Here is a 24,616-nt window from a genome sequence, read left to right on the forward strand (position 1 = left end):
GGTGCCCTCCTTCGGTGGTCAGGGGTTCGGGGCGTTGAGGACGGGGATGCCGGGGTCGCCGCCGGACCGCGGCGGGCCGGTGTCGGGCGCGGGCCCCAGGTCCCGCCACCGCAGGGCGAGCCTGCTGCCGAACTGCCCGGGGCTGCGCAGCGTGCCGATCGTGACGACCAGCAGGTCGACGGTGACCTCGACGGCCGCCACGGCGCCGAGCCGCAGCGCGAACGGCACGCCGGCCACCACCGGGACCGTCTCGCCGATCACCCCGCCGGACAGCAGCGTGAGGCGCGGCCACGCGGCCCCGTCGTCCCGGGCGGCGGCCGGATCGACGTCCGTCCGGGTGTCGAAGACGACGGCCTGCGGGTCGGCGGACAGGACGCTGCGGGCGACGCCGAGCGGGACGGCGAGCACGAGGCCGCGTGCGCCGTCGAGGTCGACCCGGACCGGCAGGCCGGCGGTGAGCTCCTGCTTGAGCTCCCGGGGCGCGGCGGGCCCGCTCGCCGGGACGTCGGGGCCCGGCAGGGCGGGCACGGCGAAGGGCGGCCGGCTGATCAGCCCGGGCAGCGCGAACACGGTCATCGTCGTCCCCTTCAGACCGGCAGCGCGTCGGTCAGCGCGCCGACCCCGACCGAGGCGACCTCGAGCAGCTTGGCGAGGCTGCCCGGCCGGGGCAGGTGGATCAGCTGCATCGACACGTCGATCGCCTCGCGCCGCCCGGCCGCCTGGGTGAAGGTGAGCGACTGGACGGCGAGGTCGGTGCGGATGGTGGCCGCGGTGATCAGCACCAGCCCGCCGACGGCGTTGCGGGTCAGCCGGGACAGCGCGGTGCCCTGCCGGCTGGACTCGGCCAGGTTCTCCAGCGCCACCTTCCAGGCGAACCGCGACGGGCCGAGCAGCACCGCGCTGAAGGACAGCGTGTCGTCGTGGGTGACGACCGCGACCCGGCGCCTGCTGCCGCCGATCTGCGGCACGAAGTACGTCGACGCGATGGACAGCTGGGTGACGGCCCAGAGCGGGACCGGCACGATCCCGTCGGACAGGATGGCGCTCGGCGTGTGCTGGCCGGGTTCGTAGCCGCTCACGGGGCACTCCCTTCGGGTGCGGGCAACTCGATGCGGCGCTCCGGCGCGATGGGACCGCGTTCATTGAGGTTCTGGAAGGACAGGTACTTCCGGGCCGCGCCGGTCAGCCAGGACAGCTCACCGCCGGCGTTGGTGACCACGCGGCCGACGCCCTTGCGGGCGAGGATCTTGCCGATCCGGCGCTGCACGCGGTCGCTGGTGATCTCCTCGGGCCGCACCCGTGAGACGTACGCGCTCACTTCGGCCGACGCTTCCGCCGCGCGCCGGACGGCGTCGGCGAGCTTGGGCGGCAACGGGACTTCGTCGCGGTGGAGCCAGCTCCCGAACTCGGCGACGTCGGCGGCCATGTTGTCGACGATGTTGTCGATGAGGCTGCTGACCTCGCCCAGCCCGCGGCTCGACAGCGCCTTGTTGTCGCCGAACCACACTTCGCCGGTCCGCGTGTCCACGGCGACGAAGTCGGTCCCGCCCACCGTCACGTTCAGGTCGGGCACCTTGATGATCCAGGCGTCGTCGGCGAGCTGGAAGGCCGCGGTGCGCTCGCCGAGCAGGCCGCGCACGTGGGAGCGGGACAACGCCCGCACATACCGCTCCAGGGTCGCGACCGGCTTGCCCTCCGCCCGCTTCGCCACGGCGTAGCGCAGCCAGTCCGAGGCGAGTTTCGCCAGCTGTCCCGGGCTGCGCGCGGCGAGCTCGACGACGGCCGAACTGCGGCCCAGCCGCCGGGTGATCTCGTCCTGGGACGGCAGCCCGATCTCGGCCGCCGCCCGGTCGAGGACCTCGGCCCGGGTCCGGGCCTGGGCACTGCCGGTCCCGTCCGGGCCGACGTCGTGCAGGACTTCGCGGTGGACGTCGTTCAGCCGCCGCAGGGCGGCTTCGAGGTCGGTGCGCCGCTGCCCGGTGATGCCGTGTTCGGCGCAGAACCGGTCGATGCGCCGGGAAATCTCGGCTTCGTTCTCCCCGAGCACCACCAGCCGCAGGAAATCCGGGTCGAGGACGTTGGCCTGGTTGACCAGAGTCCGCTGCTCGGCCGGGAGCTCCCGGTACGCGGCGTGCACCCGGGCCGTTTCCGCCTGCGCGCGGCCCGGACCCGCGCCGAACGCGTAGTCCAGGCCCGGGTTGCGGACGTCGTCGAGCGCGTCGAGGGCGTGGCCGATCGACTCCTCGTCCATCCCCTTCTCCGCCAGCGCGCGCCGGAACGCCGCTTCCGCCCGGGGTTCGCCGCGCAGCGCGGCTTCCAGCCGGTCGGGCGCGAGCAGCCGGGCCCGGTCGAAGGCCACCCGCCGGTCCGCGGGCAGCGCCCGCACCCGGGCGGCCCGCCGTCGCCCGGCCTCGGCGGGCGAGGCGGGGGCCGCGTCCGGGGCGAGCCGTTTGTCCGGCAGGTTCGGGCGGTCGCGGGCCCACCGCTGCGGATCGGCCAGCGCCTGGACGTCGTCGGCCAGCGCCGCTTCGAACACCCGGAGGTTCTCCAGGTCCGCTTCGGTCAGGGGCTGCCGGAAGAGCCGTTCGTAGAGCTCGTGGACGCGCCCGCGCAGTTCCCGCACGTTCGCCATCGCCGTCTCGAAGTCCCGGACGTACCCGAGGCCGAGGATGTCCAGCGACGAGCCGAGCGACCGGTCCCACAGCTCCCGCAGGCGTTCCTCGGTCAGCCGGGTGCGCTGCCGGACCTCGGCCAGGCCCTCCAGCAGGCGCGGGTGCCCGCTCAGCGCGGCGTGCGCGCCACCCGGCGGCTGGGGCGTCACGGCGCACCTGCCCCGGCGGCGCGGGCCGCCGCGGTCATGATCGCGCGCAGCTCGTCGCGGGAGACCTCGCCGTGGAGGTCTTCGTGCACGACGGCGTCGACGAACCGCTCGATGGCCGAGGACAGCACGAGGTTGAGCACGTACCCCTTGACCGCCTCCCGCAGGAAGGCGCTCACCAGTTCTTCGGCGGTCACGACGGCGAACAGGTGTTCCGCTTCCTGCTTGGCCAGCCGGATCGCGGCGATGGCCGCCACCCGCCGTTCGGCGCCCGGCAGCGCCAGCCGCGCGGCGCCGGACAGCCCGCGGGCGAGCGGTTTCGCCGCCGGGAGGAACGCGAGCGCGGCGCCGATCCAGGCCGCCCACAGCTCGGCCTCCGCCTGGGCCCTGGTGATGATCTCGTCGCCGCCGAGCAGCGCCCGCTGGATCCCGCGGTGCTCGTAGGCGGTCACCAGGGCACCGGCCGCCTGGGCGGCCCCGAGCAGGAACGCCGCGGGCGGGCAGAAGACGGCGAGGAACGGCAGGCCGACGAGGCTGAAGAACTCGGTGAGCTCGGCCTTGCCCAGCTCGGCCGCCGCGAGTTCGTGCAGGGCGTCGACGTAGACGGCCTGGTAGCCGAACATCGGGCGCAGGCGCTCGTCGGCCTTCCGGTGGATGCCGGTCAGCCGGGCGCCGATCTCGTCGGTGCGGTCCTCGACGAAGCTCGCCAGCCCGAGCGCGATCGTGCGGTCGCGGCGGACCCGCGCGGTGCGTTCGAGGTTCTCGCGCCGGACTTCCTTGAGCACGGCGGAGAATTCGGCGTCCACCGCTTCGGTGACGGCGTTGCCCGCCTGCTCGCTGCGCTCGTCGTCCCGGCGCTGCGCGTCCGCGAGCCGGCTCGCGACGTCGGAGAGGTCCTTGATCTTCTCGAGGAACGGGTCGATCAGGAACGCCTCGTCGCGGGCCGTGCCGATCGCGAAGGCCAGCTGCTCGTCGCTCCACCAGCGCCCGTGGGCGTCCTTGGCCCAGTACTGGCCGTCGACGGCCGCGACCGCACCCGCCGGGCTGCTGTCCGGCGCCGCGTCGCGGATGGCGGCCACGACGTCGGCGCTCGCCCGGCCCCAGCCGGCGTGCAGGTTCGGGGCGCGCCACGCGAGCCCGGGGTTGCGGTTCCGCGCCTTCGCGACGCCGATCCGGCGGCGCAGATCCTCCAGCTCGGCGCTCGGCGCCAGCACGATCACCAGCAACGCGCGGGTGAACCGCATGTACTGCGGGAAGTTCGTGGCGTCCAGCCTGCGGTCCAGCTCGACCAGGCTCTTCTCCAGCACTTCCAGGAGGACGTCCTGGCAGGCCGAGACGAACAGCTGCCCGACGGCGTCCCGCCGCACCCGGAAGAACAGCTGGTGGAAGTGCGCGGCCCACTGTCCACTGTGGCCGGCCAGCGGGCAGCGCAACGACTTGGAGCGGTCGGCGGAGTACATCGCGTCGACGTAGGCCGCGGCGAGGTTGGTGGTGAGGACCGAAGCCTCGGCCAGCCGGCGCAGTTCCGCCTGCCGGCCCCGCGTCCCGCCGCCGGCGACGCCGAGGCGTTCGCTCTGCCTGCCGATTTCGGCCGCGGCGACGATGGCGAACGAGCCGGCGTAGCCGCCCGGCGGCATGGCCAGCCGGGTGGCGATCTCGCCGATCAGCGCGGCCAGGTGCTCCCGGTCGGCGGGCCACTCGCTCAGGTGCGGCTCGCCGAGGTAGGGCGCCCGGAGGTCGGCTTCGCCGGCCGTGGACAGGTCCAGCGGCGCGCAGTCCGTCCCGTACCCCTCGCGGACGACCTCCTCGGTCAGCACCACCACCGGCAGCGTCCCGCTGGTGAACGACGCCGGCGCCACGTGCCACTGCACGTGGGCCCCGACCTTGCGGAACTCGTAGATGGCCGCCGGGCCCGGCCAGGCGAACTGCGGCACGCCGGGTTTCTCCAGCTCCAGCTCGGCCAGCGCGGCGTGCCACTTCTTCTCGTCGCCGACGAACCGCCAGAACCGCAGCTCGTCGGCGTCCAGGGCGCCGGCGGGCCGTTCCCCGCCGCCGAAGCGCGCGGGCACGAACAGCTTGAAGTCGCCCTCGATCCGCCGCGTCGGCTGCCCGCCGTTGGCGACGACGATCGCCTGCCGCGGGCTGCCGCCGATGCGCGCGATGACGAGGACCTCGCCGGGCGGGTCGCCGTGGTAGTGGCCGAGCACGGCGTCCCACGCCTCCCCGAGGGTGGCGAAGGACCGCAACCGCACGGCGACCGGGACCTTCCGCGCGGTCCCGGCCGGCCCCTTGGCGGCACCGGCCGACGGGGCCTGCAGCCGTGCGGTTGCGGTCTGGAGCGCTGCCCGGGTGGCGGCCGACAGATCGGCGGCCAGTGCCTGGGGCAGCGCAGCACCGGTGAACCGGACCGTCACCGCGGGCGGTCCGTCGTCCCAGGCCGCGTCGCGGACGGCGGGCACCCGGCTCGCCCGCTCGGCCGCACGGACGGTGGCCTGCTCGGTCGCGTCGCGCAGCAGCCGGGCCAGTTCCGCCGGCGGCCGCGCGGGATCGAGGTCGAGCCGGATCCGGACCGGCACGCGAACGGTCGTCATGACAGCCCCTCCAGGGCCGCGGTCAGCCGCTGGATGGTCGTGTCGGCCGGGCGGTCCGGTGCGACCAGGCGGACCTCGACCTCGACCGGGAACTCGAGGACCAGCCCGCCGGGCCGCGCGGTGGCGTGCGCCCCCGGCTCGTCCCACCACTGTCCGGGCGGTGGCAGCAGGCCGCCGGCACCGGCTTCCGGGGCATCGGACACGGAACTCCCCCTCTTACCGCGACGCCTGCAGCGGGCCGGAGGTCTTGGTGCCCCCGGCGTCCGTCGCGTCGACGTGCATGGAGAAGCCGGAGAACGTCGCCTGCGGGGCACCCGTCACGGTGGCCGCCGTCGGCGAGGCGCTGGTGATCACGCACCGGCTGAGCACGATCGTGGAGAACGACCAGTCGTCGCCGCTGCGCTCCTGCATCGCGATGCTGAACTCGGTCGCGTTGAGCGCCAGCGCGGTCAGCTGCGCGGTGGCCGGGCCGATCGCGTTGACCGTCAGCGAAAAGGTCAGCGAAAAGGGCTGGGTGACGACGCCGACGTGGGTGCGTTCGATGCTGTGCAGCGGCTCGGCCGTGGTGGCGAACGTGGGCGTGAACGACTGGATCGGCGAAATCTCGTGGTCGACGCCGCGGTCGTCGGTGTAGTGCACCGAGAGGCGGGTGTTCCAGCTGGCTTCGGGACTCGACATGCTGGGCTCCTGGTCAGAACTGGGGGGCGAGTGTCACGTTGAGCCGGTGCACCGCGGGCCCGTACGTGATGCTGATGAGGACGGACACCTGGCGGGTCTGGCGGGCGGTGACCACCTGGGCCTGCTCGGCGGCGCTGCGGGCGTTCTCCGGCAGCGCGAGGATGGCCAGCAGCGGGATGGTGACGGAGAAGTCGTCGATCACCGCGCCGAGCTGCAGCGGGCCGAGGATGCCCTCCACCCGCACGCGCACGGCGGTCAGGCCGGCCTTGGTGATCCGCGCGTCCCCCACCGAGCCGATCAGCCCGGCCCGCAGCCGCGCCTCGGCGTCGTCGATCACCCGGCGGGTGTCGGCGTAGCCGATCGCGGGGTCGGACGAGAACACGCCGCCGTCGCCCATGAACAGCCCGGTGCCCGGCACGAGCGCCGGGTCGATCAGCGGGATGACACCCTGGCCGGCCAGCCCGGTGACCTCGGCGGGCACGTACTGCTGGGTGATCGGCACGGTGAAGCCGCGGACCTGCTTCAGCACGAGGCTGGTGGCCGGGGCCAGGCCGGCGACCGCGCCCATGACGGCCGCGGCGGCGTCGGCGACCGGGTTCGGGCTCGCCGTCTCGTCGGTGGTCGCGCCGCGCGCGGCGACCAGGATCATCCGGCCGGTCGAGCTCTTCAGCGCGCCGTAGGAGCCGGTCGCCAGCACGGTGTCCACATAGGTCGCGGTCTTCGCGATGGCCGGGTCGATCATCGCGACCGCGATCCGCCGGTTGCCCGCCGCGGACGTGTTCTCGACGTGCTCGGCCAGCGCTCGCAGGCCGGTCGCGGGGGTGCCGCCGTTGGTGGCCGCGCCGACCGTCGTTTCCCCGGCCAGGCAGACGAACGTGACGTCGTCGGCGGCCTCCAGGCCCGCGAGCGCGGCGGCGTAGTTGCCGGCCGCCGGGGTGCGGACGCCGTAGACCTTGCTGGGCCGCGGGTCCTGGGCGAACACCAGGTCCAGGCTGCGGGTCAGCGGGGTCGCCGCGCCGGCCTTGCCGAACAGCGCGAGCGCGTCGTCGTGGGCCGTGACGACCAGCGGCGTCGACGCGGGCGCGGTGGCGCCGTCGGCGTTGCCGACCACCGCGACCACGCCCGGCGAGCGTTGCGCGACCGGGACCAGCGCGCTGGTGTCGATGGTGACGTCGACAAAGGGGAAAGCCGGTTGCACGAGGGTGGCCATACCGATCTCCGAACGTGGTTCTGACGTGGTCGATGCGCGTTTGGCGCGGGATTTGGCGGTCATGTGGGCTCCGTGAAGGTGATGACGGCGACGCCCTGGCCGGCGAGCCAGCCCCGCGCCGCGCGCAGCCGGTCCGCCCGCCGCTGCTCCGGCGTCGTGTCGCTCTGCGCCCCCGACCAGCCGGGGTCGTCGAACGTCGGGTCCGGGACGACCCAGCAGACGAGGCGGTCGAACCGGCGGTCCGGCGCCCCGCGGGGGACGTCGGCGGCGGCGTAGCGGGCGGCGCCGAGCCGGGCCACCGCGGTCGCCCGCAGCAGGTCGCGGGGGCTCGTGGTGGCGTCCGCGGCGAGGAACGCGACGAGTACCGGCAACGGGACCGGCACCGGGGCCGGGTCGTGCTCCGGCGGGCTCATCGCCACGGTGGTGCCGAGCGCGATCCGGCTGTCCACTTCGGACTCTTCGGTGGTGACGTCCACAATGGTCCCGCCGGGGCGCGCCGTGCGGACCACGACGGCGCCGGTCCACACCGCGTCGGCCGCGGCCGGCGGCGCCTGCCCGGTGTCCCAGGAAGCACTCACCTCCCACGGCACCGGCTCGCCGGTGCGGCGGAACTGGGCCAGCGCGGACACCCGGGCGCCGAGCGGCACGGCGAGGTCGAAGCGGTCGAACGTCGCCGTCGCCGGTTCCGTGACGAGCGCGGGGTCGAGCTCGTAGGCCACCGTGGCGATCGCGAGCAGCGCCTCGGCGGTCAGCACGGAAGGGCGGGCCACCGGATCGGCGAGCCGCAGCACGATCTCACTGGCGACGTCCATGGGCCCACCGTGACAAGGCCCGTCGACAGCCGGTCGACAACCGGTCGACAACGCCGGGATTGGGCCGAACGGACCTGTATCCACGCCGCGGCCCGGTCCTCTTGAACAGGGTGGGGATGGACGACCCGGCGGGCGAGGCGGCCGAGGAGCGGGCACGACCGGAGTTCCGCGTGCTCGGCCCGTTCGAGGTGCTGGTGCACGGCAGGCCGCTCGACCTGGGCGGTCCCCGGATCCGCACGCTGCTCGCGCTGCTGATCGCGAACGCCGGCCGGGTCACCGGGGTGGACACGATGGCGGACGCGCTGTGGGACGTCGACGCCACGCCCGGCACGCCGCGGACGGTCCGGACCTACATGTCCCGCGTGCGCCGCTCGCTGGCGCCGGTCGCCGCCGACCTGATCGAAACCCGCGCGGCGGGCTACGTGCTGCGGCTGGAACCCGCGCTGCTCGACGCCCGCGAGTTCGAACGGCTGGCGGCCGCCGGGCGGGCGGCGCTGGCGGCGGACCCGGTGACGGCGTCGGACCTGCTGACCCGGGCCTTGGCCCGGTGGCGCGGTGACGCCTACGAAGACTTCGCCGGCACCGTGGCGTTGCTGGCCGAAACCCGGCGGCTGCAGGCCTTGCGGCTCGGCGCCCTCGAAGACCGCGTCGACGCCGACCTCGCCACCGGCGCCGGCGAGGCGCTGATCGGCGAACTGACCGCGCTGACCGACCGGCACCCCGGCCACGAACGGCTGTGGGGGCAGCTGATGACGGCCCTGTACCGCGCGGGCCGCCAGGCGGACGCGCTGGACGCGTTCACCCGGGCCCGGACGGTGCTGGTCGACCGGTTCGGGCTCGACCCCTCGCCCCGGCTGGCCGGGATCCACCGCCGGATCCTCGACAACGATCCCGCGCTGTTCCCGGCGCGCCCGGTCGCCGTCCGGCCGGCCGGGGCGGTCCGCAACGACCTCCCGGGCGACATCGCCGACTTCGCCGGCCGCGAAACCGAGCTCTCCCGGCTGCTGTCGGCCCCGGGCGGGGTCGCGCACTCCGCGCCGACGGCCGTCGTGATCGAGGCCATCGACGGGATGGCCGGCATCGGCAAGACGACCTTGGCGATCCACGCCGCGCACCGGCTCGCCGGGCGCTACCGCGACGCCCAGCTGTTCATCGACCTGCACGGGCACACCTGCGGCCAGGCCCCGACCACCCCGGCGGCGGCGCTGGACACGCTGCTGCGGGCGCTCGGCGTGGCCGCGGACCGGATCCCCCGCGAACCGGACGCCCGCGCGGCGCTCTGGCGCGCGGAGCTCGCCGGCCGTTCGATCCTCGTCGTGCTGGACAACGCCGCGGACGCCGCCCAGGTCCGGCCGCTGCTGCCGGGCAGCCCGGGGACGCTGATGCTGATCACCAGCCGCCGTCGCCTGGTCGGGCTGGAGGCGGCGCACATCCTGTCGCTGGACGTGCTCCCGGAGGCCACCGCGATCGCGTTGTTCAGCGGCATCGTCGCCGACGACCGGGCCGCCGCCGAAGCCGACGCCGTCCGTGACGTCGTCGCGCTGTGCGGGCACCTGCCGCTGGCGATCCGGATCGCGGCGGCGCGGCTGCGGACCCGGCCCGCGTGGACGGTGGCCCACCTGGCCGACCGGCTGCGCCAGGCGGGCCGTCCGCTGGCCGAGCTGTCCGCGGGCGACCGCAGCGTCGCCGCGGCGTTCGCGTTGTCCTACGCGCACCTGGACGCGGCGCAGCAGCGCATGTTCCGGCTGCTCGGGCTGAACCCGGGCCCGGACATCGACGTCCCGGCGGCCGCGGCGCTGGCCGCCGTGCCCGCGGCCGAAGCCGAGCGGCTGCTGGAAAGCCTCGTCGACGACCACCTGCTCCAGCAGCCGGTGACCGGCCGGTTCCGCTTCCACGACCTGGTCCGCCAGCACGCGCAGGCCACCGTGCAGGCCGACGAGCCGGAACCGGCGCGGACCGCGGCGCTGCGCCGGCTGGTCGCCTTCCACCTGCACACCGGCCACCGCGGCAGCCGCCTGCTCGACCAGCAGCACCCGCCGATCGACGTCGGCGAGCCGCCGCCCGGCTGCGTCCCGGCCCCGCTGGCCGACGACACGGCCGCGATGACCTGGTTCGACGGCAACCACCAGTGCGTGCTCGCGGCGCGGCAGGCCGCCGAGGACGCCGGCTGGGACACGTGGGTGTGGCAGCTGGCCTGGACGCTCGACAACTTCCACTACCGCCGCGGTCACCTCCAGCCCAACATCACGTCGTGGCTGGCCGGCCTGGCCGCCGCCGAGCGCCTCGGGGACGTGGCCGTGCAGGCCCGCGCGCACCGCCGCCTCGGCCTGGTCTACGGCCCGTTCGGGATGCCGGCGGAAGCGTTGCACCACCTGAACCGTTCCCTGGCGCTGGCCGGCGAGATCGGCGACACGCTGGGCCAGGCGGGCGTCCACTTCGTCCTGGCGCTGCACTGGACGAACGAGAAGGACGACGAGCGAGCGCTGGAGCACGCCACCAGTGCGCAGGAGCTGTACAGCGCGCTCGAAGACGGCAAGTGGGAGGCGCGCGCGTTCAGCCTGATCGGCGCGTGCCTGAGCCGGCTGGGCCGCCACGAGGAGGCGCGAACCCACGCCGAGGCGGGCCTGGCCCGCTGTCGCGAAAGCAACGACGTCTACGGCCAGGCCGACGCACTGGACAGCCTGGCGGCCATCGCCGCCGACACCGGCCGCCACGACGAGGCACTGGACCGGTCCCGCCAGGCGTTGTCCTTGTGGCGCCACCTGGACAACACCTACCGCCAGGCGGCGACGTTCGCCGCCATGGGCGACGCGCACCAGTCACTGGGCCACGCGGACCAGGCGCGCGAGGCGTGGCAGGAAGCAATCACCCTGTACCGCGCGGGAAACCTGCACCCGGCGGCGGACGAGGTCGAGAAGCGCGCGGCGAACTGGAGCCGGACCCCCACCGGGAACGTGTAGCGAACGTATGGGCGCCCGGTACGGCGGCTCGATAGATTTCCGCCTCGGGTTCGACGGCACGCCGTCCGCCGGGGACGTCGCCGACGTTCCCGGGCTCGCGCGGCTCTTCCGGCAGCTGCTCGGCGAACTCGGTCGGCGGTGGATCGCGGCGCAGATGAGCGTCGACGAGCAGGCGGCCCGCGACACCGGCAACGCCTCGGCGCACCGCGTCGGCGGGCACCCGATCACCGACCTCTCCGCCACGCCGCCGGCCAAGGTGGCCGACCTCGTCCTCGGCATCCCGGGCCGAGCGCGGATCCCGGGCCGCCCGGCGGCCGCGGTCAGTGCGCCCGGGCGTTCAGCGATCCCGCCAGCCGCCAGGTCCGCAGCCGGTCCCGTGCCGAACGCATCCCCGACTGGATCAGGACGATTTCCGTGGCGCCTGCGTCGAAGTAGCGGCGCAGGCCGGCCTCCACGACCCGTTCGTCCCCGATCAGGGCGAGGTCCGCGGCGTGCGTGGCGCCCTCGACGTCGAGGATCCGGCGGTAGGACGGGATGTCGCCGTAGTAGCCCAGGTGCACCGCGGCGATCTGCCGCACCGGGCCGGCGTCGTCGGTGACCACCGCCGGCACCGCCGCGATGACGCGCGGCTGCGGGCGTCCGGCGTCGGCGGCCGCCTTGGTGAGGACGGGCACGATGTGGTCCGCCAGTGCGCGCGGGCCCGCCAGGAACGGCAGGGTGCCGTCCGCCAGCTCCCCCGCCACGCGCAATGCCTGGTGTCCCATGGCGGCGACGACGATCGGGACGTCGCCGCCGCCCGGGACCGTCGTGGGCAGCGGCGGGCAGGCGGTCAGGGTCTCGCCGTCGAACAGCGGGCGGCTGCCGCCGAAGATGTCGCGCAGGACGGTGAGGGATTCGCGCAGGGACGTGATCGGCGGCGGGTATTCGAAGCCGAACGCCGGTTCCAGCAGGCTCCGGACGCCCATGCCTAGGCCGAGGGTGAACCGGCCGCCGGTGGCGGCCTGCGCGGTCTGCGCCTGGGCGGCCAGGTGCAGCGGGTGCCGGGGGTAGAGCGGCACGACCGCGGTCCCGACGGCGATGCCGGGCACCTCCCGCCCGGCCAGCGCGGCGAGGGTGACGGCGTCGTGGTCGAAGAGCTGGGAGAACCACACCGAGCGCAGCCCGGCGGCCGCCGCCTCGCGGGTCTGGGCGAGGAGTTCTTCGACGCTGTTGGCGGCCCCGGAGAGGTCGCCGGCGGGCAGGGCGGCACCGATGGTCATGGGGTTCCTCCGGGATCAGGCTGCTTCGGGAAGGTCGGGCTCAGGACACGTCACGGCGCCGGCCGGCGTGATCCGGGGCGGGATTCGCGTGCTTGAACCCGGAACTCGCGTGCTTGAAGCCGGAACTCGCGTGATCGGGGCCGGAACTCGCGTGGTCCGGGCGCTGCCGGTCCGGGGGCGCGTCACGCCTCCTCCGGGTAGTCGGACTCGCGGCGCCACGAGATCGGGCGCGGGCGGGGCAGGCGGCGGTGGCCCGCGCGGCCCGCCGACCGGAGTGTGCCGTCGGGCTGGGCGCGGTCGGCCGCCAGGTCGAACTGGTTGCGGCCCAGCGTGATCCGCGGTGACGCCGTCCGGTTGCCGGGCACCGGCACTCCCGGCACCGGTACGCCCGGCATCGGGTCGGCGGCCCCCGAAGCCCGTGCGCGACCGACTCCGGCGAGGACTTCACGGACCAGCTCGTCCCAGCTCGCGCCGCCCGCCTGCTCCCCCGCCGTGAGCGCGCGGGTGATGCGGCCGGCCGCGTCGGCGAACCGGCTCTCGCGGACCGCGAGCTCGCCGAGGGACCGTTCCAGCGCCGCCTCGGCCCGCCGGTCGCCCGCCGGGACCACCACGCCCAACGCCGTTTCGCCGCTTTCACGCCAGTCCGCGTACCAGCCGCGTTCGCCGGCCAGGTCGGCCACCGCCAGCGCGAGTTCCGCGCAGTAGCGGGGTTCCCCGGCGTCGGCGGCTTCGCGCACCGCGGCCAGCAGGCCGGTGTGCTCGCGGTCGTACCACGTGCGGGGGTCGCCGGGGCCGGACGGCACCGGCGTCCGCGGCACGCCCTCGACCTCGACGCCACGGGCTTGGTCGGCCAGGTGCAGCCACGCGCCGAAGAGCCGCCGCGACGCCGCCGCCCGCGCGGGAAGGGGTTGTGCCGCCAGCAGTTCGAGGGCGAGCAGGCGGGTCAGCGGCGGCAGCCGGTAGCGGGTGCCTGCCACGTCGACGAGCCGCGCGTCGACGAGCGCCTCCAGCGCGTCCGCGGCTTCCGCCGGGCCGACGTCCGCCAGCGCCGACGCCGACCAGCCCGGCCAGCTGCCCGCGGGGAGCAGGGCCAGCCGGGCGAACAGGTCCCGCGCCGGGGCCGGCAGCTCGTCGAGGCCGCGCCCGACGGCGTCGCGGACGCCCGTGCCGAGCCGGCCCAGCCGGTCGTCCTCGGCCCGCAGCCGCGCCACCGCGTGGGCCAGCGTGCGGCCGGGCCGCGCGGCGACGTGCGTGGCGGCGCCGGTGACGGCCAGCGGCAGCCCGCCGCACAGCTCCACCAGCTCGACCGCGTCGGACAGCTCGGCGGTCACGCGGTCCTCGCCGACGAGGGCCGACAGCAGCTCGACGCCTTCCGCGCCGTCCAGCACGTCCAGCTCGGCCACGGTCACGCCGGGCCGCGACGCCACGCGGGCGTGGGTCGTGACGAGCAGCCGGCAGCCGCGGGCGTCCGCGACGAACGGCGTGACGCGCGACAGGTTCGCCGCGTCCTCCAGCACGGTCAGGACCCGGCGGCCGGCGAGCACGCTGCGGTACAGGGCGGCGCGGCCGTCCAGCTCTTCGGGGACCTCCGCCGCGGGCAGGCCGAGTGCGTGCAGGAACCGCGCGAGCACGTCGGCGGCGTCCTCTTCGGCCAGCCGCGCGTAGAGCACGCCGTCGGGGAAGGCGGGTGCGGCGCGGTGTGCGGCTTCCGCGGCCACGGCGGATTTGCCGACCCCGCCGCGTCCACTGAGGACAGTGACGACCGCGGCACCGGGGCCGTCGTCGGCGAGGCCGCGCCGGAGCCCGGCCAGCAGCCGCTCGTGGCCGGTGAAGTACGGCAGGCGCGCCGGCAGCATCCGCGGCGGCGCCCAGCCGGCCGCGGGCGCCTCGCTCGACCCGGCGAGGATGTCCTGGTGCAGCTCGCGCAGGGCGGCGCCGGGCTCCAGGCCCAGCTCGTCGACGAACCGGCGGCGCACGGCCCGGTAGGCGGCGAGCGCCTCGACCCGGCGGCCGCAGCGGTGCAGCGCGGTCATCAGCTGCAGCACGAACCGCTCGCGCAGCGGGTGTTCCTCGGTCAGCACCGAGATCTCCCCGACGACCTCGCGGTGCAGCCCCAGTTCCAGCTCGGCGTCGAGGCAGTCCTCGAGCACCTCCACCCGCCGCTCGGCGATGCGCACCTGGTGGGCCCGCACGACACCGCTGTCGATGCCGGTCAGCGGGTCCCCGCGCCACAGGGCCAGCGCCTCGCGGAACGCCGCCCGCGCATCTTCCGGGCGCCGCGCGGCCCGGCCGCGGGCCACCAGTGCCTCGAACGCGTGCAGGTCCAGTTCCCCGGGCGCGAGGTCGAGGCAGTACCCGCTGCCGCGCGCGGAGATCCGCTCCCCCAGCCCGGCCGTCGCCAGTGCGCGGCGCAGGGCCGACACACAGGTCTGGACCTGGGCCCGGGCCGTCGCGGGCGGCGCGGCGCCCCACAGCGCGTCGAGCAGCACCTCCAGCGGCACCACGCGGTTGCCGTTGAGCAGCAGCAGCGCGAGCACCACCTGCTGGCGGCGGGCGGTGACGACGACCGGCTCGCGGCCGTGGACCTGCAGCAGGCCGAGCACGCGGAAGCCGGGGCCGGAGGTCGGTTCGGGGATGACGCGGAGCCCGGGGGCTCCGGGTGTCGGCACGGTGGTCTGCACGGTGTTCCCTCCGGGGTCAGACGAGGACTTCGGGCGGCGCCGGGTGCCCGAGGAAGGCGGTGGGACTGGCGGTCAGGCCGTACGCGCCGGCCTGGAAGATCGCGATCAGGTCGCCGATCGCCGCACCGGGCAGGGAAACCCGGTCGCCGAGCAGGTCGAGCGGGGTGCACAGGCAGCCGACCACGGTGACCGTCTCTTCGGGACCGCCGGGCGCGGTCGCCAGCGCGAGGGGGTAGTTGCGCCGGATGGCCTGCCCGAAGTTGCCGGACGCGGCCAGCTGGTGGTGCAGGCCGCCGTCGACGACGAGGAACGTCGTGCCGCGCGAGACCTTCCGGTCGACCACGCGGGTGAGGTAGACCCCGGCCTCGCCGACGAGGTAGCGGCCGAGCTCGATGACCACGCGGGCCTCGGGCAGCGCGGGCCGCAGGGAAACATCCAGGAGCTTCGCCAGGTTCTCGCCGACCTCGTCGAGGTCCAAGGCCGTGTCGCGGGCGGTGTAGGGAATCCCGAAGCCGCCGCCCAGGTTCACCGACCGCACCGGGCCGGGCGCCGCCTCGGCGAGCTGCAGCACGAGGTCGACCGTCGCGCGCTGGGCCTCGCACAGGCTTTCCGCGCGCAGGTTCTGGGAGCCGGCGAAGACGTGGAAGCCCTGGAAGTCCAGGCCCGCGGCGCCGACTTCGGCGAGCACGGCGGGGACGCGTTCGGCGTCGATGCCGAACTGCTGCGGGCCGCCGCCCAGGCGCATGCCGGACCCGCGCACGGCGAAGTCCGGGTTCACCCGCAGCGCCACGCGCGGGGTGAGGCCGAGGCGGTCGCCCGCCTCCCGGACGCGGGCCAGCTCGGTGGTGGACTCCAGTTCCACCGTGACGCCGGCGGCGACCGCGCGGGCCAGCTCGGCCGCGGTCTTGCCGGGACCGGCGAAGCTGATCCGTTCCGGGGGGATGGTCGTGTCGAGCGCCTGCCGCAGTTCCCCGGCGGAAGCGACGTCGAGGCCGTCGACGAGGCCGCTCAAGTGGTGCAGCAGCGCGGGCATCGGGTTCGCCTTGACCGCGTAGCTCAGCTCGACGTCCTCGGGGAGGGCGGCCCGCACCCGCTCGACGCGGGAGGTGACGAGCGAGCGGTCGTAGGCGAAGAAGGGGGTGGTGCCGACCCGCGCCGCGAGCCGGTCCACGGGCACGCCGCCCACGGTGAGCACACCGCCGGCGCGGCGATGCGGCGCCGCCGCGGCTTCCGTCGTGTTCGCCATCGCTTTCCTTTTCTTCGAGCACGGGTGAAATGGCAATCCGAAAACGCACCACCGTCGTTTCCGTGGCGGTACGGGGACCACTGAAGCAACTACCCACCCACCCGGGCATGGGTAGTCCTCACCCAGATTCGGCGGCCGGGTGGGGATGGGGGCACCCAGGTGTACCTGCTGTGCCCGAGCGGTCACTCCCGTGACATCACCCATGACCTCAAGCCAGCCCGTTTCCGCAGGTCAGCGCGATTGACCACACCGTTCGGCGCAGTCACCCGCCCCGGTTGCCCCAGTCGGGTGGCCGCTGCCGGTGGCAGCTTCCTGCCGTCGCCTGCCTGCCACCGCCGTCCTCGCGGACACCCCTTGACGAACGGGGTGCGCAGCCCGCACGATCGGAATCCACCGGCCAACCGGGGAATTCCCGGAACCGACGCCACGACGCACATTCCCGATTTCCGCGATCCCTTCCGACGATGGGTGAACTATGTCTTCCCTGCCTGCTCCCGGTGAGCCGATCGCGGTGGTCGGCATGTCCTGCCGGCTCCCCGGCGCCCCTTCCCCGGCGCGGCTGCGCCGGCTGCTGGCCGAGGGCCGCGAGGCCGTCGGCCCGGTCCCGCCGGGCCGGTGGGCGGACGGCGACGGCACCGGGCGCGGCGGCTTCGTGTCCGATGTGGATGGTTTCGACGCGCCCTTCTTCGGCGTCTCCCCGCGCGAAGCCGCGGCGATGGACCCGCAGCAGCGGCTGGTGCTGGAGCTCGCGTGGGAGGCGTGCGAGGACGCCCGGATCGCGCCCGGCACGCTGCGCGGCAGCGGCACCGGCGTGGTCGTCGGCGCGATCGCCGCCGACTACGCGCTGCTGCACGACCGCCTCGGCGCCGGCCCGCACACGCTCACCGGCACCCACCGCAGCCTGATCGCGAACCGCGTCTCCTACGTGCTGGGGCTGCGCGGCCCGAGCCTGACCGTCGACTCGGGACAGTCGTCGTCGCTGGTGGCGGTGCACCTGGCGGCCGAGCAGCTGCGCCGCGGCACCGCGGCCGTCGCGCTCGCCGGCGGCGTGAACCTCAACCTCCTGCAGGCCAGCACCGAGACCGTCGACCGCTTCGGCGCGCTGTCCCCGCAGGGCCGCTGCCACACCTTCGACAGCCGCGCCGACGGGTACGTCCGCGGCGAAGGCGGTGGACTGGTCCTCCTCAAGCCGCTGAGCGCCGCGCTCGCGGACGGCGACCGCGTGCACGCCGTCCTGCTGGGCGGGGCGGTGAACAACGACGGCGGCGGCGACGGCCTCACCGTGCCACGGGCCGGAGCGCAGACCGAGGTGATCCGGCTGGCCTGCGCGGACGCCGGTGTCACCCCGGCCGACGTCCAGTACGTCGAGCTGCACGGCACCGGCACGCCGGTCGGCGACCCGATCGAGGCGGAGGCCCTCGGGGCCGCGTTCGCCGGGGACCGTCCGGCGCCGCTGCAGGTCGGTTCGGTGAAGACCGTCGTCGGCCACCTCGAAGGAGCCGCCGGGATCGCCGGGCTGCTGAAAGTCTTGATGTGCCTCAAGGAACGCCGTCTCACGCCGAGCCTGAACTTCGCCACGCCCAACCCGGCGATCCCGTTCGAGGCGCTGAACCTCGAAGTCGTGCGCGAAAGCCGGAACTGGCCGCGCCCGCAGGAGCGGCTCGTCGCCGGGGTGAGCTCGTTCGGCGTCGGCGGCACCAACTGCCACCTCGTCGTCGCCGAAGCTCCCCCGGCCACCCCGCCGGAAGACGTCGTCGCCGAGGACGTCCCGCTGGTGCTTTCGGCGCGTTCGGCCGCCGCGCTGCCCGCCCAGGCCCGCGCCCTGGCGGACCACCTCGCCGAGCACCCCGAGCTGGGGCACGGCGACGTCGCCCGGTCGCTGCTGCGCACCCGGGACGCCTTCGAGCACCGCGCCGTCGTGTTCGGCGACCTCGCGTCGCTGGCCGCCGGTACGCCCGCCGACAGCGTCGTGACCGGGCGGACCGTCGACGGCGCCGACGTCCTGGTGTTCCCCGGGCAGGGTTCGCAGTGGCCGGAAATGGCCCGTGCGCTGCTGCGCGACTCGCCCGTGTTCGCCCGCCGGCTGGCGGAGTGCTCGGCCGCGCTGGCCGGGTTCGTGGCCTACGACCTCCTGGCGGACCTGCGCGACGGCACCGCCGACCTGGACCGCGTCGACGTCGTCCAGCCCGCGCTGTGGGCGGTCATGGTGTCGCTGGCCGAGGTCTGGCGCGACGCGGGCCTCACGCCGTCGGTCGTGGTCGGGCACTCCCAGGGCGAGATCGCCGCCGCCACCGCGATCGGCGCGCTGTCGCTGGCCGACGGCGCCCGCGTGGTCGCCCTGCGCAGCCGGGCGATCGCCGGGATGCCGCGCGGCGGCGGGATGATGTCGGTCGGCGCGCCCGAGGACACGGTCGTCCCGCTGCTGCCGGCCGGGGTGTCGGTGGCGGCGGTGAACGGCACCCGGTCGGTGGTGCTGTCCGGGCCGTCCGGCGCACTGGCGGCGTTGCACACCACGCTCACCGGAGCCGGCCACCGGGCGAAGATCCTGCCGGTCGACTACGCGTCGCACTCGGCGGCGGTCGACCCGCTGCGGGAGGAGATCCTGCGGCTGCTGGCCCCGGTGCGGCCGGTGTCCACATCGGTCACGTTCGTTTCGGCGCTCACCGGAAAGCCGTTCGACACCGCGGGTCTCGACGCCGGGTACTGGTTCGAGAGCCTGCGGTGCCCGGTCCGGTTCGCCGAGGCGACCGCCGGTGCCCTGGCGGCCGGCGGCGCGCGGTTCGTCGAGTGCAGCCCGCACCCGGTGCTGCTGGGCAGCATCGAGGAGACCGCCGAAGCCCAGGACCGCACCGTGGCCGTGGTCGGCACGCTGCGGCGGGACGACGGCGGCGGCGACCGGCTCCGGCGCAGCCTCGCCGAGGCGTTCGTGGCCGGCGCCGGGGTGCGGTGGGACGTCCCGGGCGAGCGCCTGGTGGACCTGCCGGCGTACGCGTTCCAGCGGACCCGGCACTGGCTCGGCGAAGAAGCCGCCGCCGCCCCGGTCACCGTCGACCCGGCACAGGTCGCGGAGCTGGTGCTCGCCACGGCCGCGGCCGTCCTGGGCCACGCCGACGCGGGCCGCATCGACCCCGCGAGCACGTTCAAGGACCTCGGCTTCGACTCGGTGAGCGTGGTCGAGCTGCGCACCCGGCTGCAGGCCGCGACCGGTCGCAAGCTGCCGACCACGCTGCTGTTCGACTTCCCGACGCCGAACCACCTCGCCGCGCACCTGCGGGCCCGGCCGGGCGAGCCCGCTCCCGCGGCGGAAACCGCGCCGCAGCACGGCGATCCGATCGCGATCGTCGCCATGGGCTGCCGCTTCCCCGGCGGCGTCACCTCCCCCGCCGAGCTGTGGGACCTGGTTTCGGCGGGCGGCGAGGCCGTCACCGAACTGCCCGCGAACCGCGGCTGGGACCTCGACACGCTCCTCGGCGAGGCGGGCCCCGGCTCGTGCGCCACCCGGTTCGGCGGCTTCCTGCACGACGCCGACCGGTTCGACCCCGCCTTCTTCGGCCTCAGCCCCCGCGAAGCGCTGGCGATGGACCCGCAGCAGCGGGTGCTCCTGGAAATCAGCCACGAGGCGATCGAGCGCGCCGGGCTCGAGCCGGACGCCCTCGCCGGGACCGACACGGGTGTGTTCGTCGGCGCGATGGCCATGGACTACGGCCCGCGGCTGCACGAGCCGACCGGATCGGTCGACGGCCACCGCCTGACCGGCACCTCCCCCAGTGTCGCGTCGGGCCGGATCGCCTACACCTACGGGCTGCGCGGCCCCGCGCTCACCGTCGACACCGCGTGCTCGTCGTCGCTGGTCGCGATCCAGCTGGCCGCCGACGCGCTGCACCGCGGCGACTGCTCGCTCGCCCTCGCCGGCGGCGTCACCGTGATGGCCGCGCCCGGCAACCTCGTGGACTTCACCCGCCAGAACGGCCTTTCCGCCGACGGCCGCGCGAAGGCGTTCTCCGCCGGCGCCGACGGCACGGCGTTCGCCGAGGGCGCCGGGATGCTCGTGCTGGAGCGGCTGTCCGACGCCCGCCGCCACGGCCACCCGGTCCTCGCCCTGCTGCGCGGCGGCGCGACCGGCTCCGACGGCGCCAGCAACGGCCTCACCGCGCCCAACGGCCAGGCGCAGCAGCAGGTCATCCGCCGCGCGCTCGGCGCCGCCGGACTGTCCACTGCGGACGTCGACGTCGTCGAGGCGCACGGCACCGGGACGGCGCTGGGCGACCCGATCGAGGCGCACGCACTGCTGGCCACCTACGGGCAGGACCGCGAAACGCCGCTGTGGCTGGGGTCGCTGAAGTCCAACATCGGTCACACCCAGGCCGCGGCCGGGGTGGCCGGCGTGATCAAGATGGTCGAGGCCCTGCGGCACGACGCGATCCCGCGCACGCTGCACGCCGACGTGCCGAGCCCGCACGTCGACTGGGCGAGCGGCCGGGTCGAGGTCCTGTCGGCGGCCCAGCCGTGGCCCGACCACGGGCGCCCGCGCCGGGCGGCCGTGTCGAGCTTCGGCATCAGCGGGACCAACGCGCACGTGGTGCTGGAATCGGTGCCGGCCGGAGCGCCGGCCGCGGCGCCCGCCGGGCCGCTCGTCTGGCCCCTGTACGCCCACACCGGCACCGCACTCCGCACCCAGGCCGCCCGGCTGCGCGCCTACGCCGAAACCGCGTCCGATGACGACATCGCGGCCACCGCGGCGATCCTCGCCCGCCGCCGTCCCGGGACCTGCCGCGCGGTCGTCGTCGCCGAAGACCGCGCCGAGCTGGTGGCCGCCCTCGGCGCGCTCGCCGACGGCGCCCCGCACCCCGCGCTCGTCACCGGCACCGCGGCGGGCGACACGAAGCCGGTGTTCGTCTTCCCCGGACAGGGTGCCCAGTGGCCGGGGATGGCCGCCGAGCTGCTCGCCGCGGACGCGGACTTCGCGCGGCTGCTCACCGACGCCGCCGAAGCGCTGCGCCCGCACACGGGCTGGTCGGTGCTCGACGTGCTCACCGGCGACGGCGGCGCGCCGGGCCTGGAGGGGACCGAGGTCGTGCAGCCGGTGCTGTTCGCCGTCATGGTCGCCCTCGCCGGACTGTGGCAGGCCGCCGGGGTCGTTCCGGCCGCGGTGGTCGGCCACTCCCAGGGTGAGCTGGCCGCGGCCGTCGTCGCCGGGGCGCTGCCGCTCGCCGACGCCGCCCGGATCATCGCCGTGCGCAGCAGGCTGCTCACCGCCGAGCTCGACGGCACCGGCGGGATCCTCGCCGTCGGCCTGCCGGTGGCGCAGGTGCGGGAGCGCCTGCAGCCGTGGGCCGGGCGCCTGTGGCCCGCCGTGGACAACGGCCCGGCGGGCACCGTGGTCGGCGGCGACCTGGCCGCGATCGAGGAGTTCGCGGCCGCCTGCGCCGACGTCCAGATCCGGCGCACCCCGGTGGCGTACGCGGCGCACACCCCGCACGTCGAGGCCGTCCGTGACGCGCTGCTCGCCGAAATCGGCGAGCTCGCGCCCGCCGACACCGCGACCACGATCTGCTCCTCCTGCACCGGCGGCTTCCTGCCGGGCTCGGAGCTGACCGCGGACTACTGGTACCGCAACCTGGCCGAGCCGGTCCGGTTCGACGCCGCCGTGCGCGCCTTCGCCGGCTACCGGCGGCCGCTGTTCGTCGAGGTCAGCCCGCACCCCATCCTGGCGGGCGCGGTGCAGGAGATCCTGGCCGACGCGGACGTCGACGGCACCGCCGTGGGCACCCTGCGCCGCGGGGAAGGCGGGCGCCGCCGGTTCCTGCTCGCCCTCGCCGCCGCGCACGTCCGGGGCACCGCGGTCGACTGGCCGCGGCTGCTCGGCCCGGTCACCCGCCACCCGGACGTGCCGACCTCGGCGTTCGACCGGCAGCGCTACTGGCTCACCGACGGCGGAAGCGGCCTGCTCGGCACCCCCACCCCGGTCGCCGACGGCGACGGCCTGGTCGCCACCGGGCGGCTCTCGCTCACCTCGCTGCCCTGGCTGGCCGGGCACGCGGTGCGCGGCACGGTCCTGTTCCCCGGCACCGGCTTCGCCGAGCTGGCCCTGGAAGCAGCGGACGGCGGGAGCGTCGAGGACCTGACGCTGGCAGCACCGCTGGTGCTGCCCGCCTCGGGCGTCGTCGAGGTCCAGGCCGGCCTCGGCGGCGCGGACGAGAACGGCCGCCGCCCGCTGACCATCCACTCGCGGCTCGGCGACGGGCCGTGGACGCGGCACGCGACCGGCACGGTGGGCCCCGCGCAACCGCCGCCCCCTCCCCTGCCGGCCTGGCCGCCCCTCGGGGCGGAGCCCGTCGACCTCGGCGGTGCGTACGCGCGGCTCGCCGGACGCGGCTACGAGTACGGGCCCGCGTTCCGGGGGCTCACGGCGTTGTGGCGCGACGGCGACGACCGGTACGCCGAGGTGGAGCTGCCCGCGGAGGGCGAGTTCACCGCCCACCCCGCGGTGCTCGACGCGGTGCTGCACGCCCTCGTGCTCGACGGCACCGAACTGCTGCTCCCGTTCTCCTTCGGCGGGCTGCGGATCACCGCGCCGCTGCCGGGTTCGGTGCGGGCCCGGCTGTCCGGCTCGGCCACGACCGGGGTCGAAGTCACCCTCTACGACACCGACGGCACCCCGCTCGGCGGCGTCGAGTCGCTGCTGCTGCGGCCGGCCGCCGAGGCGAGTGCGGCGGCCGAGCTCTACCGGGTGGAATGGACGCCGGCCGCGGTCGGCGGCGGCACCGACCGGGAGTGGACGGTGATCGGCACGGAGCTGCCGGAGGTCGTCCCGCCGGTCGTGCTCACCACCGCGCACGAGCTGCCCGCCGTGCTCGGCCTCGTGCAGCGCTGGCTGCTCGACGAGCGCTGCGACGGCTCGCAGCTGGTGTTCCTGCAGGACCCGGGCTCGCCCGAAGGCGCGCCGGTGTGGGGCCTGGTGCGCTCGGCGATCGCCGAACACCCCGGCCGCTTCGCCCTCGCGGGTGCCCGGCCCGGCGCGCCCCTGTCCGCGGCGCTCGACGCCGGCGAGCCGCAGTTCGCCGTCCGCGACGGCGCGGTGCTCGTGCCCCGGCTGGCGCGGTACGCGGCCGAGCCCTCCACAGTGGACTTCGGTGGCGGCACGGTGCTGGTCACCGGCGGCACCGGCGGGCTCGGCGCCCTGGTCGCCGAACGGCTGGTCACCACGCACGGCGTCCGCGACCTGCTGCTGGTTTCCCGCTCCGGCGGGGACGTCCCGGCCCGGCTGGCCGGGCTGGACGCCCGCGTCCGGGTGGCGGCCGCCGACGTCGCCGACCGGGCCGCGCTGGCGGCCGTGCTGGCGGGCGAGACGCTCACCGGGGTGGTGCACGCCGCCGGTGTCCTGGCCGACTCGACCCTCACCGGGCTCACCCCGGCCCGGCTGGAGACCGTGCTGCGGCCCAAGCGCGACGCCGCCTGGCTGCTGCACGAGCTCACCGAAGGCCAGCCGCTCGCCGCGTTCGTGCTGTTCTCCTCGATCGCCGGGGTGCTCGGCAACCGCGGCCAGGCGAACTACGCCGCCGCCAACGCCTCCCTCGACGCGCTGGCGGAGTACCGGGCGGCCCGCGGGCTGCCGGGCGTGTCGATCGCGTGGGGCCTGTGGGACACCGCCACCGGCATGACCTCGGCGATGACCGCCACCGACCGCTCGCGCCTGACCGGCGTCCGGCCGATCAGCGAGGCACAGGGGCTCGCCGCGTTCGACGCCGCGCTGGGGCTGTCCGGCACGGTCGTGGCGTCCACTTGGGACACTGCGGCGCTGCGGGCGGCCGACGAAATCCCTGCCGTCCTGCGGAGTTTCGCGCCGGTGCGCCGCGCTGCCGCGGCCGCGCCGGTCGCGGCCGGGCTGGCGGGGCAGCTCGCCGGGCTGGACCGGGAAACGGCGGCCGCGACGGTGACCGGCTTCGTCCGCACGGAGGTCGCCACGGCGCTGGGGCACCGGTCGCCGGCGTCGGTCGAGGTGGCGAAACCGTTCAGCGAACTGGGGATCGACTCGCTGACGTCGGTGGAGCTGCGCAACCGCATCGGGGCCGGCACCGGGCTGCGGCTGCCCGCGTCGCTGCTGTTCAACCACCCGACGGTCGAGCTGCTGGCCGCGCACCTGCTCGGCGAGCTGCTCCCACCGCCGCCGGACCCCGCGCAGCGGCTGCGCGAGGCCCTCGGCGAAGTCCTGCCCGGCGCCGACGCCGAGGACCGCGTCCGGCTGGCGGACGTGCTGCGGGAGGCACTGGCCGGCCTCGGCGCGGAGCCGGCGCTCGACCTCGCCTCGGATGACGAGCTCTTCGCCTTCATCGACAAGCTCTGACCTTTTGCGAACGAATA

At 75.6% G+C, this 24,616-nt stretch carries 13 protein-coding genes; 2 read left to right on the forward strand and 11 right to left on the reverse strand.

From position 1 onward, the window contains the following. Positions 1-18: 18 nt before the first annotated feature. The 8 genes from OO60_RS33730 to OO60_RS33765 are packed head-to-tail and all read right to left on the reverse strand — an operon-like array spanning position 19 to position 8,109. Positions 19-576 carry a hypothetical protein gene (locus tag OO60_RS33730; protein WP_033262868.1) on the reverse strand — a complete coding sequence of 186 codons (558 nt, stop codon included), beginning with the start codon at positions 574-576 and terminating at the stop codon, positions 19-21. Positions 577-587: 11 nt separating this feature from the next. Then, positions 588-1,079, reverse strand: coding sequence for a hypothetical protein (locus OO60_RS33735; RefSeq protein WP_033262869.1), 492 nt, complete (start codon positions 1,077-1,079; stop codon positions 588-590). Beyond that, positions 1,076-2,821 (reverse strand): hypothetical protein, encoded by a 1,746-nt coding sequence (locus tag OO60_RS33740; RefSeq protein ID WP_033262870.1) that lies wholly within the window; start codon positions 2,819-2,821, stop codon positions 1,076-1,078. The genes OO60_RS33735 and OO60_RS33740 overlap by 4 nt, the downstream gene beginning before the upstream one ends. Continuing rightward, the gene (locus OO60_RS33745; RefSeq protein WP_033262871.1) at positions 2,818-5,409 is read right to left on the reverse strand and encodes a hypothetical protein; all 2,592 of its coding nucleotides are present in this window, start codon (positions 5,407-5,409) and stop codon (positions 2,818-2,820) included. Before OO60_RS33745 ends, OO60_RS33740 begins: the two co-directional genes overlap by 4 nt. Beyond that, entirely contained in the window at positions 5,406-5,612 is a 207-nt protein-coding gene (locus OO60_RS33750; RefSeq protein ID WP_003074514.1) for a hypothetical protein, read from the reverse strand. Before OO60_RS33750 ends, OO60_RS33745 begins: the two co-directional genes overlap by 4 nt. A gap of 13 nt (positions 5,613-5,625) precedes the next feature. Further along, a complete protein-coding gene (locus OO60_RS33755; protein ID WP_003074513.1) occupies positions 5,626-6,087 on the reverse strand; it encodes a hypothetical protein in 462 nt (153 codons plus the stop codon). 13 nt (positions 6,088-6,100) lie between these two features. Next, positions 6,101-7,297: a hypothetical protein gene (locus OO60_RS33760; protein WP_003074512.1), complete on the reverse strand. Its 1,197-nt coding sequence runs from the start codon at positions 7,295-7,297 to the stop codon at positions 6,101-6,103. A 59-nt stretch (positions 7,298-7,356) separates the two neighbouring features. Beyond that, positions 7,357-8,109, reverse strand: a complete 753-nt coding sequence (locus tag OO60_RS33765; RefSeq protein ID WP_003074510.1) for a hypothetical protein — start codon at positions 8,107-8,109, stop codon at positions 7,357-7,359. A 116-nt stretch (positions 8,110-8,225) separates the two neighbouring features. Between OO60_RS33765 and OO60_RS33770 the strand changes: the two genes are divergently transcribed. Next, the gene (locus tag OO60_RS33770; RefSeq protein WP_003074508.1) at positions 8,226-11,069 is read left to right on the forward strand and encodes an AfsR/SARP family transcriptional regulator; all 2,844 of its coding nucleotides are present in this window, start codon (positions 8,226-8,228) and stop codon (positions 11,067-11,069) included. 320 nt (positions 11,070-11,389) lie between these two features. On the opposite strand, the gene OO60_RS33775 is transcribed toward OO60_RS33770, so the two are convergent. From OO60_RS33775 to OO60_RS33785, 3 genes are all read right to left on the reverse strand, one after another. Next, on the reverse strand, positions 11,390-12,328 hold the full coding sequence (locus OO60_RS33775; protein WP_003074506.1) for a TIGR03564 family F420-dependent LLM class oxidoreductase: 939 nt from the start codon (positions 12,326-12,328) through the stop codon (positions 11,390-11,392). A gap of 182 nt (positions 12,329-12,510) precedes the next feature. Next, entirely contained in the window at positions 12,511-15,009 is a 2,499-nt protein-coding gene (locus OO60_RS33780; RefSeq protein WP_051767841.1) for an AfsR/SARP family transcriptional regulator, read from the reverse strand. 16 nt (positions 15,010-15,025) lie between these two features. After that, a complete protein-coding gene (locus OO60_RS33785; RefSeq protein WP_051767842.1) occupies positions 15,026-16,255 on the reverse strand; it encodes a pyridoxal-dependent decarboxylase, exosortase A system-associated in 1,230 nt (409 codons plus the stop codon). A 475-nt stretch (positions 16,256-16,730) separates the two neighbouring features. Here OO60_RS33785 and OO60_RS33790 point away from each other — a divergent pair, with 475 nt between their 5' ends. Continuing rightward, complete coding sequence (locus OO60_RS33790) at positions 16,731-24,599, forward strand: type I polyketide synthase (protein ID WP_033262872.1); 7,869 nt, start codon at positions 16,731-16,733, stop codon at positions 24,597-24,599. Positions 24,600-24,616: the final 17 nt, after the last annotated feature.

Origin of the sequence: Amycolatopsis vancoresmycina (genome assembly GCF_000716785.1) — a bacterium.
Classification (GTDB): domain Bacteria; phylum Actinomycetota; class Actinomycetes; order Mycobacteriales; family Pseudonocardiaceae; genus Amycolatopsis; species Amycolatopsis vancoresmycina.